The organism is Zophobihabitans entericus, from assembly GCF_011745665.1.
In the GTDB taxonomy this organism is placed as follows: Bacteria; Pseudomonadota; Gammaproteobacteria; order Enterobacterales; family Orbaceae; genus Zophobihabitans; species Zophobihabitans entericus.
Genome location: NZ_CP050253.1, coordinates 96,305 through 112,662, shown reverse-complemented (window position 1 = coordinate 112,662; position 16,358 = coordinate 96,305). Strand labels below are relative to the sequence as shown.

General features: G+C 41.1%; 13 protein-coding genes. 7 read left to right on the top strand and 6 right to left on the bottom strand.

Translation table 11 applies throughout. The features are described from left to right. The first annotated feature begins 28 nt into the window (after window positions 1-28). The 6 genes from IPMB12_RS00495 to asnB all read left to right on the top strand — a co-directional run bounded on the left by IPMB12_RS00495 (window position 29) and on the right by asnB (window position 6,644). A complete protein-coding gene (locus IPMB12_RS00495; protein ID WP_166913889.1) occupies window positions 29-928 on the top strand; it encodes a cation diffusion facilitator family transporter in 900 nt (299 codons plus the stop codon). 69 nt (window positions 929-997) lie between these two features. After that, on the top strand, window positions 998-1,960 hold the full coding sequence (gene pfkA / locus IPMB12_RS00490; RefSeq protein ID WP_166913887.1) for a 6-phosphofructokinase: 963 nt from the start codon (window positions 998-1,000) through the stop codon (window positions 1,958-1,960). Between the two features lie 156 nt (window positions 1,961-2,116). Then, entirely contained in the window at window positions 2,117-2,404 is a 288-nt protein-coding gene (locus IPMB12_RS00485) for a GNAT family N-acetyltransferase (RefSeq protein ID WP_166913885.1), read from the top strand. A gap of 58 nt (window positions 2,405-2,462) precedes the next feature. After that, window positions 2,463-3,293: a carbon-nitrogen hydrolase family protein gene (locus tag IPMB12_RS00480; protein WP_166913883.1), complete on the top strand. Its 831-nt coding sequence runs from the start codon at window positions 2,463-2,465 to the stop codon at window positions 3,291-3,293. Between the two features lie 100 nt (window positions 3,294-3,393). Next, window positions 3,394-4,824 (top strand): glutamate--tRNA ligase, encoded by a 1,431-nt coding sequence (gltX, locus tag IPMB12_RS00475; RefSeq protein WP_166913881.1) that lies wholly within the window; start codon window positions 3,394-3,396, stop codon window positions 4,822-4,824. Between the two features lie 146 nt (window positions 4,825-4,970). Continuing rightward, entirely contained in the window at window positions 4,971-6,644 is a 1,674-nt protein-coding gene (gene asnB / locus IPMB12_RS00470) for an asparagine synthase B (protein WP_166913879.1), read from the top strand. A gap of 351 nt (window positions 6,645-6,995) precedes the next feature. Here the strand turns inward: asnB and ybeD are convergent, their stop codons facing one another. From ybeD to miaB, 6 genes are all read right to left on the bottom strand, one after another. Next, window positions 6,996-7,259, bottom strand: coding sequence for a DUF493 family protein YbeD (gene ybeD / locus IPMB12_RS00465; protein WP_166917638.1), 264 nt, complete (start codon window positions 7,257-7,259; stop codon window positions 6,996-6,998). 76 nt (window positions 7,260-7,335) lie between these two features. Further along, entirely contained in the window at window positions 7,336-8,568 is a 1,233-nt protein-coding gene (locus IPMB12_RS00460) for a serine hydrolase (protein WP_228720382.1), read from the bottom strand. Between the two features lie 34 nt (window positions 8,569-8,602). Next, on the bottom strand, window positions 8,603-9,712 hold the full coding sequence (gene mrdB / locus IPMB12_RS00455) for a peptidoglycan glycosyltransferase MrdB (protein WP_166913877.1): 1,110 nt from the start codon (window positions 9,710-9,712) through the stop codon (window positions 8,603-8,605). Then, window positions 9,712-11,664 carry a penicillin-binding protein 2 gene (gene mrdA, locus IPMB12_RS00450; RefSeq protein ID WP_228720381.1) on the bottom strand — a complete coding sequence of 651 codons (1,953 nt, stop codon included), beginning with the start codon at window positions 11,662-11,664 and terminating at the stop codon, window positions 9,712-9,714. The genes mrdB and mrdA overlap by 1 nt, the downstream gene beginning before the upstream one ends. A 16-nt stretch (window positions 11,665-11,680) precedes the next feature. Continuing rightward, window positions 11,681-12,724: a PhoH family protein gene (locus tag IPMB12_RS00445; RefSeq protein WP_166913875.1), complete on the bottom strand. Its 1,044-nt coding sequence runs from the start codon at window positions 12,722-12,724 to the stop codon at window positions 11,681-11,683. A 124-nt stretch (window positions 12,725-12,848) separates the two neighbouring features. Further along, window positions 12,849-14,273, bottom strand: coding sequence for a tRNA (N6-isopentenyl adenosine(37)-C2)-methylthiotransferase MiaB (miaB, locus tag IPMB12_RS00440; RefSeq protein WP_166913873.1), 1,425 nt, complete (start codon window positions 14,271-14,273; stop codon window positions 12,849-12,851). Between the two features lie 593 nt (window positions 14,274-14,866). On the opposite strand from miaB, the gene IPMB12_RS00435 reads away from it, so the two are divergent. Continuing rightward, window positions 14,867-16,324, top strand: a complete 1,458-nt coding sequence (locus IPMB12_RS00435; protein ID WP_166913871.1) for a hypothetical protein — start codon at window positions 14,867-14,869, stop codon at window positions 16,322-16,324. The last annotated feature ends 34 nt before the right edge of the window (window positions 16,325-16,358 follow it).

Below are 16,358 nucleotides of genomic sequence, written 5' to 3'. Positions count from 1 at the left end.
CAGATATTTGAAAAGAATCAGTATAAGCATGGATACTTCATACGAAAAATTAGTCAAACGAGCGGCAACAAGTGCGATTGTGCTCGCATCAATATTGTTATTCATTAAGTTAATTGCCTGGTGGTACACTGGTGCAATTAGCTTACTTGCCTCATTACTTGATTCCAGTATTGACTTACTGGCTTCTGGACTGAATTTATTAATTATACGCTATGCCCTGCAGCCAGCAGATAAAGGACATACCTTTGGTCATGGTAAGGCAGAATCTTTGGCAGCACTGGCACAAAGTGCTTTTATTGTTGGTTCTGCGGCCTTTTTACTGCTCAGTAGTGCCAAGCATCTGATGAATCCTGTGCCGCTAAATTTCCCGGTATTTGGGATTATCGTGACAAGTATTTCACTGGTTTTTACTATCTGCCTGGTGAGCTATCAATCTTATGTGATTAAAAAGACAGGTAGTCAGGCAATTAAAGCAGATAGATTACACTATCAGTCCGACTTATTTATGAATATTGGCGTAATTATTGCACTGGTACTTAGCTGGAATGGTTTTCTTTACGCGGATGCTATTTTAGCAATAATTATTGGCTGTTATATCCTGTTTAGTGCTTTTAAGATTGCATTTTCAGCCATACAATTACTACTGGATTGTGCGCTGCCGGAAGAAGAGAATAAGCGTATCAGAGAGATTGCCGAGTCTTTTACTCCGGTTAATGGTGTGCATGAAATTCGCACGCGCCAGTCAGGTAAAACAAAATTCATCCAGCTGCACCTTGAACTGGATGACAATATGCGATTAGTTGATGCACACAGTATTGCTGATAAGGTTGAGCACGCATTACTAAAGGAGTTTCCCGATTCTGAAATTATCATTCATCAGGATCCAATTTCTAGCATTGAGTACGAGCGTGAAAGAGAGTTGTTTTAGTACCTATTGTTAGTGTTTAATTAAGTATTTATAATGGTTCCAGACAAATAATTCATTTTCGAGGTTAACATGATTAAGAAGATTGGTATATTAACAAGCGGTGGGGATGCACCGGGCATGAATGCAGCCATTCGTGGTGTAGTAAGAACGGCACTTGGAGAGGGACTCGAAGTATTCGGCATTCGTGATGGTTACCAAGGATTATATGAGAATCGTATTGAGCGATTAAATCGCTACAGCGTTTCAGATATGATTAACCGTGGTGGTACATTTCTGGGCTCAGCTCGTTTCCCGCAATTCAAAGAAGAAGCAACACGTTTAACTGCAATTGGTAATTTGAGAAAGAATGAAATTGACGCATTAGTGGTTATCGGCGGAGATGGTTCTTATATGGGTGCGATGCGCTTAACCGAAGAAGGTTTCCCATGTGTAGGTATTCCGGGCACAATCGATAACGATGTTGCCGGTACTGACTATACAATTGGTTATTTTACGGCATTAAGTACTGTGGTTGAGGCAATTGACCGCTTACGTGATACTTCTTCATCTCATCAACGTATTTCTGTTATTGAAGTGATGGGGCGTCATTGTGGTGATTTAACATTGTCAGCGGCTATTGCTGGTGGTTGTGAATTTATCGTGATCCCAGAAGTTGAATTTAAACGTGAAGACTTAATTAATGAAATTAAACAAGGCTTTGCGAAAGGCAAAAAACACGCTATCGTTGCAGTGACTGAGCATATGTGTGATGTGAATGAACTGGCGGCAGAAATTGAAGCGGCAGTTAAACATGAAACTCGTGCAACAATTTTAGGCCACATTCAACGTGGTGGTTCACCAGTACCTTACGACAGAATTTTAGCTTCTCGTATGGGTGAATATGCAGTACAACTATTACTACAAGGTTTTGGTGGTCGTTGTGTAGGTATTCAAAATGAGAAGATGGTTCATCATGATATTATCGATGCGATCGAAAACATGAAACGTCCATTTAATCAGGAACTATTTGATACTGCTAAACACCTGTTCTAAGTATCTTTTATATTCTGCATAAAAGCCGGTTATATTAGCCGGCTTTTTTATTCCAGGAAAAAATAGCTCAGAAATTTGAAACATGATTGATTCTAAGGTGAGATAGGCTTATCTTACTGATTATAAGCAGTGTATAAAACGTAAAGGAGCGACCAAATGACTATTCAGTATCTTGAAGGTAAACATCGTTTTTATGTCCCGGGTTTAGCAGGTGAGCCAGATGTGGCAGAAGTGACTTTCCAGCGTGAAGGGGATAATATCGGGATTATTGATCATATCTATGTTAACCCTAATTACCGTGGACAAGGAATTGCGGAACACTTGTTTGAACTGGCGGTCGAAAAACTCAAACAGGAAGGGCGTAAAATCATACCGGTCTGTTCTTATGCTAAAGTACAATTTGAACGTAAAACCCATTTACAGCACTTGCTGGTAAAAGAATAACATTAAATTAATCAAAGAGTTAATTTATTAACCCTTTGATTTTATTAGAGTTTTTAAAATGAAAAGAGCGGTTACTGTTGCCAGCATTCAAATGGTGTCAGGGGAGTGCGTAAAGCAGAATCTGTTAAAAGCAGAACAATTGATTGCACGTGCTGCCGAGCAAGGGGCTGCGTTTGTGGTTCTGCCTGAATATTTCTGTCTAATCAGTGCTGATCCAAAGGCTAAACTGGCAATTAAAGAATCAGTGGGTTCGGGCTTAATTCAGGATACTCTTAGTCAAATTGCTAAAAAATATCAAATCTGGTTGGCTGGTGGTTCTATTCCTTTGGATATTGGTATTACTGATAAAGTCACTAATTCTCTGATGCTATATGCACCTGATGGCACTCTGTATAGCCGCTACGATAAAGTGCATCTGTTTAGTATTCATACTGAGCAAATGGTGCATGATGAAGGTCAAACGATGGTCGCCGGTAATCAGGTGGTTACGGTAGATTTACCTTTTGGGCGTGTCGGACTGGCAATTTGTTATGATATTCGTTTCCCACAGTTTTTAGCAGCGATGGGGGATATTGATATTCTACTCTTGCCGGCAGCCTTTACTTATCAAACAGGTAGATCCCACTGGGAATTACTATTACGTGCCAGAGCGATTGATAATCAATGTTTTGTAGTCGCTTCCGCACAGGGTGGTCTTCATCAATCAGGCCGCCAAACCTGGGGGCATAGCATGATTGTAGATCCATGGGCAAATATTTTAGGTTGTTTGCCGGAAGGTGAAGGTGTTGTGATAGCAACACTGAATTTATCTGAGGTTGCTCAGGTTCGTCAGTCACTACCCGTTGTTCGTGACAGAAAACAGGTAAAGTTTCAGTCTCAGGTAGAGTAAAGCAATTACAATGGGCAATTTATCTTAGGGATTATATTGCTCAATCCTCGGCGCATGATAAAATGTTGCGCAATTAATTCAGCTATTAGGATCTACATTCATGAAAGTTAAAACTCGTTTTGCACCAAGTCCGACTGGTTTCTTGCACGTTGGTGGTGCACGTACTGCTCTCTATTCATGGTTATATGCTCGTCATGCTAAAGGCACGTTTGTGTTACGTATCGAAGATACTGATCTTGAGCGTTCAACGCCGGAAGCGATCGAAGCCATTATGGATGGGATGAACTGGTTAGATCTTTCATGGGACGAAGGCCCATTCTTCCAGACTAAACGTTTTGACCGTTATAATCAGGTGATTGATACGATGCTGGAAAAAGGAACAGCATATCGTTGTTACTGCTCTAAAGAGCGTCTGGATGAGATGCGTGAAGCACAGATGGCGCGTGGCGAGAAAGCGCGTTATGATGGTCATTGCCGTTGTGATAGTGTGCAAAAACAGCATAGCCACACTGAACCGCATGTAGTGCGCTTTGCTAATCCAATTGATGGTGCGGTAATTTTTAATGACTTAATCCGTGGTCCAATCGAGATTGGTAATAAAGAGCTGGATGATTTAATTATTCGTCGAACTGATGGCTCACCAACCTATAACTTCTGTGTCGTGGTTGATGACTGGGATATGGAAATTACTCACGTAATTCGTGGTGAAGATCATATCAATAATACTCCGCGTCAAATCAATATCTTAAAAGCACTTGGGGCTCCAGTGCCCGCTTATGCCCACGTATCGATGATTTTAGGTGATGATGGTCAGAAATTGTCTAAGCGTCATGGTGCTGTTGGTGTGATGCAATATCGTGATGATGGTTACCTGCCAGAAGCGCTGCTTAATTATTTAGTACGACTTGGCTGGTCGCATGGCGATCAGGAAATTTTCTCAATTGAAGAGATGGAAAACCTGTTCACTCTGGAAGCCGTAAGTCGTTCTGCCAGTGCCTTTAATACCGATAAATTACTCTGGCTAAATCACCACTATATTAACCATTTAGATGCCGATTACGTGGCGCAACATTTAATGTGGCACATGAATCAGCATGGGTATAACTTGGATAATGGTCCTGATTTAATCACGATTGTTAAATTGTTTGCGGAGCGCTGTAAAACTCTGAAAGAAATGGCGGAATCCGCACGTTATTGCTATGAAGATTTCGCTGAGTTTGATGAAGACGCTGCTAAAAAGCATTTACGTCCTGTGGCAAGTCAGCCGCTTGAAGCTGTGAAAGCAAAAATTGCTGCAATTAGTGATGTCAGCTGGGATGTTGAGACTATTCATCACGCTATTCAGTCAACAGCTGATGAGCTGGAAATCGGTATGGGTAAAATTGGTATGCCGTTGCGTGTTGCTGTGACAGGTATTGGTCAGTCTCCTTCTGTTGATGCAACTGTACATGCAATTGGGCAAAAACGTACCCTGGCAAGAATTGATAAAGCGCTGGCTTATATCAAAGCAAGAGAACAAGCTGTCGGTTAATTCCCTTCTTAAAATCTAATAATTTCATAAGCCAGAACATTCTGGCTTATTTTTTGCATATTTTCGTATATTAATCTTATGATGTTTTTTTTACACTATTTTGGTGCAAACTAATAAAGTGTCGGTTTTATTTAGTGGAGAAATATATGTGCTCAATCCTTGGTATTTTAGATCTGAAAACAGATCCTGCTGCGCTTAGAACTAAAGCGCTCGAACTGTCCAGCTTAATGCGTCACCGTGGACCAGACTGGTCTGGTATTTTTGCAACGAGTAATGCAATTTTAGCTCATGAACGCTTATCAATTGTTGATGTTAATACTGGTGCACAACCACTTTATAATAAAGATAAAACCTTAGTTCTTGCTGTTAATGGTGAGATTTATAATCATCAGACGCTACGGGATCAGTATAAAGATCGTTACGAGTTTCAAACTGGTTCTGACTGTGAAGTTATTCTGGCCCTTTATCAGGAAAAAGGTATTCATTTCTTAGATGAATTACAGGGAATGTTTGCGTTTATTTTATATGATACCGTCAAAAATACTTACTTAGTGGGACGTGACCATATCGGGATTATTCCTCTTTACATGGGGCATGATGCTAGCGGTAACTTCTACGTCGCGTCAGAGATGAAGGCGCTAACACCGGTTTGTAAAACTTTACAGGAATTCCCAGCGGGGAGTTATTTATCAAGCACCACCGGCCAAATCACTCGTTACTATCACCGTGACTGGATGAACTATGAAAACGTCAAAGATAATAAGACGGACATCAATACGTTACGTGTCGCCCTTGAGGAATCAGTAAAAAGTCACCTGATGTCGGATGTTCCTTATGGTGTTCTGCTTTCGGGCGGGCTTGATTCTTCAGTTATTTCTGCTATCACTAAGAAGTATGCGGCAAGACGTATTGAAGAGCAGGAAAAGACCGAAGCCTGGTGGCCACAGCTACATTCATTTGCGGTGGGTTTAAAGGATTCTCCGGATTTAAAAGCGGCTCAGCAAGTGGCAAATCATTTGGGTACAGTACATCATGAAATTAACTTTACGGTGCAGGAAGGTATTGATGCCATTCGTAATGTTATCTATGCCATTGAAACTTATGATGTCACAACGATTCGTGCATCAACGCCAATGTATTTAATGGCCCGCAAGATTAAAGCGATGGGGATCAAAATGGTGCTTTCCGGTGAAGGCGCTGATGAAGTATTTGGTGGTTATTTGTATTTCCATAAAGCGCCAAATGCGCAGGAGTTTCATGAAGAAACCGTGCGTAAGCTTGAAGCGTTGCATATGTATGATTGTGCTCGTGCTAATAAAGCGATGGCCGCGTGGGGGGTTGAAGCACGTGTCCCGTTCTTGGATAAGAGTTTCTTAGATGTTGCTATGCGACTTAATCCAAAAGATAAGATGTGTGGTCATGGTAAAATTGAGAAACATATCGTCCGTGAAGCTTTTGAATCCTATCTGCCGGCAAGTATTGTGTGGCGTCAAAAAGAGCAGTTTTCTGATGGTGTTGGTTATAGCTGGATCGATACATTAAAAGAGATCGCAGCAGAGAAGGTTTCTGATCAGCAGCTGGAAACCGCAAAATTCCGTTTCCCTTATAATACGCCAACGTCTAAAGAAGCGTATATGTACCGTGAGATGTTTGATGAGTTATTCCCGTTACCAAGTGCCGCTGAATGTGTACCGGGTGGACCATCTGTTGCGTGTTCAACTGCGAAAGCCATTGAGTGGGATGAACAATTTAAAAACCTTAATGATCCGTCAGGTCGTGCTGCAATTGGTGTGCATCAGGATGCCTATAAGAAATCGTAAGATTTTCAGAGTTATGATCAAACCGTCTTCTTAGGCGGTTTTTTTGTTTAGGATTTTGGGGGGAAGTTGTCAAGGGCTGGACTAGTGTGGTGATTAGCAGGGTGTGTGGCGGGGAGCACGCCCCGCTGGCGTGTTTCCTTGTGTCGATGTCTGTTATTAGGACTGGGTTTGGAGCGGCGTAGTCCACCCCTCACACAATGCTCATAATAAAACTCATTACCAAAAAACACGATCGCGGGGCGTGCTCTCCGCCACACACCCTGCTAATTACCACTCCTGAGCAGAACTTAAAAATTCCCAATAAAAAACCGCCCAAAAGGCGGTCTTTCTTACATCTAACTAAACTGCTATTTACAGCACCATACGGACGCTTTCAATATCACCAAGTTCTTTATATAAGCTCTCAATCTGATCAATATGTGTTGCGTTGATCGTTATTGAAACAGAATGATAGTTTCCTTTACTACTCGGTTTTACCGATGGCGTGTAATCACCCGGTGCATGACGTTGAATCACGGTAATGACTTCGTCTACCAACTCCGGTTTAGCCTCGCCCATTACTTTATAGGTAAAAGAACAAGGAAACTCAAGCAGTTCATTCAGTTTTGTCTTCATCATAATGTTGTCTTCCTCATTGTGTTTAACTATATATGGGGATGGTTTTTAAAATATCAATTAGCTAAACCAGCGGTTAGTTAAACCATTGGTTGAATTTTAGCTTGATATAATCCCAGATACGGCTAAAGAATCCAGCTTCATCCACTTTATCAAGTGTTACTAATGGTTGTTCAGAAATAACCTGATCATCCAGTACAAACTGAATTGAACCAACCTGAGTACCGGCTTCAATTGGTGCTGTTAAATAATCTTGTGACAGTACTGTACGAGTCTGAACATTAGCCGCCTGACCGCGTGGAACTGTGAGTGAAATGTCTTGAAGTGAACCTAAACGAACAGAATTTTGTTCACCATACCATAAACGCTCTGATTTAACTTCGGTACCTGCTTTGACAGGGATTGCTGTTTCAAAGAAACGGAAGCCCCAAGTTAATAATTTTTTACTCTCTTCTTCACGGCCTTTAAACGTTCTGCCGCCAAGTACTACAGAGATTAAACGAGTGTTTCCTTCAACTGCTGAAGCAACAAGGTTATAACCGGCAGCATTAGTGTGGCCTGTTTTGATACCATCAACATTCAATGTTGTATCCCATAATAAACCGTTACGGTTTGGCTGGCGGATATTATTATAAGTCAGCTCTTTCTCTTTATAGATGGCATATTCTTCAGGTAGATTCAGGATTAACGCTCTGCCAAGTGTTGCCATATCACGCGCAGTAGTAAACTGACCTGCTGCATCTAAACCATGTACTGTATCAAAGTGAGTATTGGTTAGGCCAAGTTGTTGACCATAATTATTCATTAAATTAACGAATGAATCCTGACTACCGGCAACGTGTTCTGCCATTGCAATACAGGCGTCATTACCTGACTGAATAATGATACCTCGGTTAAGATCGGCAACAGAAACCTGATCATTCACCTTTAAAAACATTAAAGAAGAGCCCTTGAGAATAGGATTCCCTGGTGCCCAGGCAGCTTTACTGACTGTGACCATATCGGTATCTGCGATGCGGTTCGACTTAATCGCTTCACCAACGACATAGCTGGTCATCATTTTGGTTAAACTGGCCGGGTCACGGCGCACATCAGCATTAAATTCTGTGATCACTTCACCGGAATTGGCATCAATCAAGATATACGCTTCAGCATCCAGCTTTGGCGCTTCCGGAATTGGAAATGGTAAGGCTGCACTTACAACTGTTGATTGCATGGCTAAGCCAATCAGGGCAATTGAAACGCTTTTAATAAAAAGTCCTTTAAAAACATTTTGATTCATTACTGAGATCGATAATTTTTTCTTCATAACAGTGTCCAATACTTATTGTGAATGAAAGTGGTTAAATATTCTTTGATAATAAACGACGGTGAGTGTGGATTGACATGATAATGCCAAAGCTTGCCATCAATACGACCAGTGAGGAGCCACCATAACTAATTAAAGGTAATGGTACACCAACCACCGGCAATATGCCACTGACCATACCAATATTAATAAATACGTAAATAAAAAATATGAGTGTCAAACCGCCGGCTAAAATTCTGCCAAAGGTAGTTTGCGCCTGAGCAGCGATCATCAGCCCACGAGAGATTAAGCATAAATAGAGCCCAAGTAATAGTAGCGCGCCAATAAAGCCAAACTCTTCGGCAATAACGGAAAAGATAAAATCTGTGTGGCGCTCTGGTAAAAACTCTAATTGTGATTGTGTACCTTCCAGCCAGCCTTTGCCCCACATACCACCAGAACCAATAGCCGTTTTGGATTGGATAATATGATAGCCTTTACCAAGCGGATCTCGTTCCGGATTAAACAGCGTCAGAACACGTTCACGCTGGTAATCATGCATTAAAAAGTACCACATGATCGGGATAAACGTGGCAATTGCAATACAGCAGAAGGTAATAAAACGCCAGCCAATACCAGCCAAAAAGATAATAAAAATCCCGGAAGCCGCAACTAAAATAGATGTTCCAAGATCGGGCTGCATCGCAACTAGTAAGGTTGGAACAGCGATAATTCCCAGTGTAATTAATGTGTTTTTGAGCGACGGCGGGCATCCTTCACGGTTGATAAACCGGGCTACCATTAGTGGTACCGCTATTTTGGCAATTTCTGATGGTTGAAAGCGTATAAAACCTAAGTTTAACCAACGCTGAGCACCTTTACTAGTGTGACCAAACACATCAACCAAGACGAGTAAGATAATACAGATAACATACAGATAGGGTGACCATTTTTCATAAAAACGCGGAGAAAACTGAGAAGCAGCCAACATAACCGCTAACCCCAGTACGATCTGAATAGATTTATTTTCCATCATTGGAATACTTTGACCGCTGGCACTCCACATAATAAACGCGCTGTAAGCGAGTAAGATCAAAGTTAATAATAAAAATATTGGATCGATATGAGCTCGCATCCAGATTGGTGTTTTACTTTTATCAATCATTAGTCACCAAGCCTCATTTTTAATATTGATGCATCTGTTGTAACACTTTCATCACCAAGTAGATAGTAATCTAAAATACGACGCGCCACAGCACCACCATTAGTACTACCACTACCACCATTTTCCAGCACGATAGCTATTGCAATCTTAGGTTTGTCATACGGCGCATAGGCAATAAATAACGCATGATCGCGCAAATGTTCAGGGATATTATTGGCATCATAAACTTCATCTGCTTTTAGGCCATAAACTTGTGCAGTGCCGGATTTACCCGCTGCCTGATAAGGTGTTTTGGCAAATACGTGTCTGGCCGTGCCCAGTGATCCATAGAGTACTTTATACATTCCCTCTTTAGCCGCTTGCCATGATTTAGCATCAACTGTATTGAGTAGAGTACTCTCCATAGGGACTGAAATCTCCGGAACTTCAGGACCAATTACCGAGCTTTTGGTATTGAGTAAGATGTGTGGTGTATAGGATTTACCATTGTTAATGAGTATAGTTAAGGCATTTGCCATTTGTAGTGGTGTGGCAGTCCAGTAACCTTGTCCGATACCAACCGGAATCGTATCACCCTGTAGCCATGATTGCTCATAGCGCTGGAACTTCCACTCACGGTTTGGCATGATAGCGCGGCTTTCTTCACTTTGGGATATATCGATTCCTGTTCTGTCACCAAAACCAAATTCAGTCATCCATTTAGAGAGACGATCAATACCCATGTCATAAGCAATCTGATAGTAGAATGTATCAACAGATGATTCGATAGAACGAATGACATCGACTCGTCCATGTCCCCAGCGTTTCCAGTCACGATAACGTTTATCTGTATTAGGGAGTTGCCACCAGCCAACGTCATGAATCACCGTATTGCGAGTAATCACGCCTTCGGTCAATGCAGCTGCGGCAATAAAGGGTTTTACGGTTGAAGCAGGAGGATAAGTACCTTGCATTGCACGGTTAAATAAAGGTTTGTTTGGATTAGTTAACAAAGCATTATAATCTGTACCGGAGATACCTCCGACAAATAAGTTAGGATCGTAACTAGGACTAGATACCAGTGCTAACACTTCACCATTATTAGGATCAAGAGCAACAACCGCAGCACGGCGTCCGTTGAGTAGCTTCTCAATATACTGCTGTAATTTCAAATCGATAGAGAGATAAATATCCTGCCCGACTTGTGGCGGATACTGATCGAGCTGACGCACAATGCGACCACGGCTATCGACTTCAACTTCTTCATAACCCGGCATACCATGCAGAGTACTTTCATAAAAGCGTTCGATACCTAATTTACCAATATTACTGGTACCGACATATTCGTTTAAACGCTGATCTGCAATAAGTCGTGCTTTATCCTGATCGTTAATCTTAGAGACATAACCCAGAATATGGGTCAGTGTTGCACCATAAGGATAATAACGATGCTGCTCACCAGAAATACTGACAAACGGGAAACGGTGCTGGTTAACTACAAATTGAGCGATTTGCTGCTCTGTCAATTTTGCTTTCAGTGGGACCGGGCTATAAGAACGATAGTTACGACGCTCTTTCTGGAAGATATCGATCTCTTCGTCTGTCAGATCAACGATAGTTTTGAGTTCTTCCAGCTGTTCATTCAGGTTTTTAATTTTATCCGGAATGATCTCTAATTTATAAATCGTGTTATTAATCGCCAGTGGGATATGATTTCTGTCATAGATGATTCCCCGGTTTGGCGGAATAGGAATCACGTTGATACGATTTTCGTTGGAGCGGGTACTATAATAGCCAAAGCGACTGATCTGAAGATGTCCCAGCGTAGCCAATAGAATAACCACCAGCACCAGAATACCTACAAAGGCAACCACAGCACGGCGTAAAAACAGATTGGCTTCCGCTGAATGGTCACGGATTTTGCTACGTTGCCTCGCACTTTCCTGACCAGGTAATTTAGACCAGATATCCACTCTCCTTCAGAAGTCCTTACAAGGCTTTTTGCTGTTCAGCCAAACGTTTACGTTCAGCTTGTTGCTCTTGTTTACGTTTTTGATCTTCTTGTTCCCATTTCTCATAAGCATTGACAATGCGGGCAACGACAGGATGTCTTACCACGTCTTCACTATGGAAAAAGTTAAAACTGATATCTTCAACGTTAGTTAGAACTTCAATGGCATGACGTAAGCCTGATTTCTGATTACGAGGCAGATCGACCTGAGTGATATCACCCGTAATAACGGCTTTAGAGTTAAAACCAATACGAGTTAAAAACATTTTCATCTGTTCGATGGTCGTGTTTTGGCTTTCATCCAGAATAATAAAAGCGTCATTGAGTGTCCGTCCGCGCATATAAGCCAGTGGCGCAATCTCAATTACACTTTTCTCGATTAGTTTTTCGACTTTTTCAAAACCCAGCATTTCAAATAGTGCATCATATAAAGGACGCAGGTAAGGATCGACCTTCTGGCTCAGGTCTCCCGGTAAAAAACCGAGTTTTTCTCCGGCTTCAACCGCGGGTCTGGTTAACAGAATGCGACGAACGTTTTGTTTCTCCAGCGCATCAACTGCAGCAGCCACTGCCAGATAGGTTTTACCGGTACCGGCAGGGCCAATGCCAAAAGCGATATCATTATCTAAAATATTGGCGATGTACTGGGCCTGATTTGGAGTGCGGGGTTTGATAAGACCACGCTTAGTTTTGATGATCGTTGCTTTACCATATTCAGGGATATGGCTTTCTGCCTTAGCAATTGCGCCGCTCTCTTTAATGGCTAAATGAATCTGTTCTGGCTCGATTTCACGTACCTGGCCACTGACCAGTGTTTGACGGTACAGCTCCTGCAACATACGGGCAACAGCCTGTACGAGCTCTTCCTGACCGGTGATTGAAAACTGGTTACTACGATGATTGATTTCAAGGCCTAGTTTACGTTCCAGTTGTTTAATATTTTCGTTAAAAGGACCACATAAACTGTTAAGCCTTGCATTATCAGCAGGTTCTAAAAAAGTATCATGAGTAATAATATTCAAATCAAGCCTCTAAGTGTTATTTTGTCTATTTTCATCCAATCTTTGTTAGACAATCACATTACCTTATTTGTTCAACTTTTCCTGACTTTTTATGTAAAAAAATCAGGAAGCAATGTTGTTGTGATTAAGGGCGGTAGATACCTACGCCTAACTCATTTTCTTTACGTGTTCTGGCGATGACCGATTCCGGGGATTCATGCAGGCGTAATCCCATTTCATCTTCCGTTCTAATCACTTTACCGCGTAAAGAGTTAGTGTAGACGTCAGTAATTTCCAGATCGACAAATTTACCGATCATATCTGGCGTACCGGCAAAGTTGACAACCCGGTTACTTTCAGTACGTCCGGTCAGTTCCATCAAGTCTTTCTTTGATGTCCCTTCTACCAGAATACGTTGTACCGTACCCAGCATTTGACGGCTAAACTGTAATGCTTGTTGGTTGATGCGATCTTGTAAAATATACAAACGCTGTTTTTTCTCTTCTTCTGTGACGTTATCTTCCATATCGGCAGCAGGTGTACCCGGACGAGCTGAATAGATAAAGCTATAACTAAGGTCAAAGTTGACATCAGCGATTAACTTCATCGTTTGCTCGAAGTCTTCCTGAGTTTCCCCCGGGAAGCCAACAATAAAGTCAGAACTGATTTGAATACCAGGGCGAGCTTTATGTAATTTACGAATAATCGATTTATATTCCAGTGCCGTATGTGAGCGTTTCATCATAGTCAAAATACGGTCAGAACCACTTTGTACTGGTAAATGCAGATAGCTGACCAGTTCAGGCGTATCTTTATAGACTTCAATAATATCATCGGTAAACTCAATAGGATGACTGGTTGTAAAGCGGATACGGTCAATACCATCAATAGTTGCTACTAAACGCAGTAATTCAGCAAAAGTACAAATACCATCGTCAAATGTGGCGCCACGATAAGCATTCACGTTTTGACCCAGCAGGTTCACTTCACGTACACCTTGTGCGGCAAGCTGAGCAATTTCAAATAGTACATCATCACATGGACGACTAACTTCTTCACCACGTGTATAAGGCACCACGCAGTAAGTACAATATTTATTACAGCCTTCCATGATGGAAACAAAGGCGGTTGGTCCTGATGAGTGAGGTTCTGGTAAACGGTCAAATTTTTCAATCTCAGGAAAACTCACGTCTACAACATGGCTTTTTGTTCCCTGCACCTGATTAATCATTTCAGGTAAACGGTGGAAGGTTTGCGGCCCAAAGACAATGTTCACAAATGGTGCACGTTTACGAATCTGATCCCCTTCCTGAGAGGCAACACAACCACCGACGCCAATAATAATGTTTGGGTTTTTCTTTTTTAATTTACGCCAGCGACCAAGTTGGTGGAAGACTTTCTCCTGAGCTTTCTCTCGAATTGAACAGGTATTGAGTAATAAAATATCTGCTTCTTCGTCGTCTTCTGTCAGGTCATATCCGTGGGTTGATTGCAGGAGGTCTGACATTTTTGATGAATCGTATTCATTCATCTGGCAGCCCCAGGTTTTGATATATAGTTTCTTGCTCATCAGTGACTCTAATTGTAATTGTTAAAATGAAAACGGTTTTAATTCCGTGATTTTAGCGTGGTCTATTGTAATCATTTGTGGGGGTAGAGACCAGTAATAAATAGGAAAATACAAGAATAAATGTTATTCAATTTGAGGATTAATTTTGGGTCATAATTCTTTGGTGGGAATGAATTACACCGATTTGAAGCGCTCTGGTTATGATATTGATTAATTTTATTGCATCTATAGATGAACAAGTTTTTTGCACTTTTTCATCGGTTTTTTATCTTTTTGATCAGTATTGGCGATCGATTGTTTATTTTTTGATAGATTTAATTTATGATAAGTTGGCGGATTGATCGATATAAACGATTTTTTATTTATTTAGGAATCATGAATAATATCAAGCAACTTGCTTTATATACCCGAATTTTTTGTTAATGTTGCCTTATTGGATTGTTTAAAAATGTAGCGAAAATATATTGGGTGAATAAATTCTGTTAGGTACTTTTTCGTTTATACATGCGAGAGAGTGTAAATATAATACCAAGAATCAGCCAAATAATTAATTATAAAAATAAAGCAGTATATAAAAGAATAAAGGGAATGGGATGAACAAAAACAACGCTTTTTTAATAAAGAGTAAAGGTTATTATAATCATATTTTTAATATGCGTTCTTTAACGTGTATTTTCTCCTTATTAACCGGGTTTGGTATATCTTTACCTACACAGGCTTTGATATCAGCAACCACCGCTTCAACTATTCAAGGTAATGGGCCTAAACTCTGGCTTAATGATGCAGAAGCAACACTGGTTGATATGCTCAATATCACTACGCCAGATGGAACAGTTTATACAACGTTGACAAAACCAACTTATATTGATGTTCCTATCGGGACTAAATTTAGTGATTTTATGGTAAATTTGACACCTGATAATACCGTACAAACGATTCCCTTAACGTGGGGGAAGGATGTTGACGGTGACACGATTGCTTCAATTAGTGGCGCACTAGTTGGTAAATGGACTGATGCTAGTGGTAATGTGATTACCAGCTTAGATGACAATATGAATATTTGTGCAGCACCTTATCGCCTACAACTTTCTGCGGGAGATGCAACCACTCGTGTTGTGGTGAATTCGGCTTATGGTGATCCACTGACGAGTGATTATGCTTACCGAAGTGTGACTTATCTTGTTTCTATGACAGGAGACTACTCTTGTTACCTTAAACCTGCGCAGATGAATGTGTCTGCTGTAACAACATTAACGGATGGTTCTTCAGCGGGTGGTTACAATAGCGCAGTCTTTACCACGAACAAAGGCTTTATTCGTGATAAAACCACGTTTCCGACAACTGCTTTCCATGGCGCTAAGTTTCAGATGGTGATGGCAAGTGGTACACAGACAGACTATCACTATCGGGTTGAAATTAATGGTATTAACGTTGCTGATACCTCTGGTGCGGGAACACAATCAAAAGAGATTGAAGTGGACGCGAATGGTAATTTTACCTTTATGAAGAAACCAACTAAAGGCAGCTGGCCGGCAACTGTTAAATATATTGCCTATTCTAAAGCTAATCCAGCTTCAGAAGTGGTGCATACTTCAACAGTCAGATTGTGGTTCCATAATGCAGATGTATTTGATCCGACCTATTTTACGAATAATACAAATAATCGAGCATATTTTTCTGAGGCAGCCGCATATTGTACAGCTAAAGGTGGGCGGTTACCTCTAAGATCTGAGTTTGTGCAGGCATCTTATGCTGATAATTCCTTGTATCCAGCTGGAAGCGGGAACCCTGCCGCAGCATTTAGTAATATTCCACCGTATCGTGATGCCAGTGCGGCTAATCCCAAATCAGTGAATTTGTCCAGCGAATGGGGGCAAGGCGGTACATTTCTTACCGCTTATCCATTATCAGAGATGAGAACGGGGCAATGGACTGGTGAATTACTTAAAGCTGATGGGACAACAATCTGGGGATATAGTGCTAGTGGATCATCTACGCTTAGTAAATACAGTGGTACTACAGGTGCATTTGGTGCTGTGTGTATTTTATAAGTTTATACAGAGATAAACATTATAGTTTGATTTT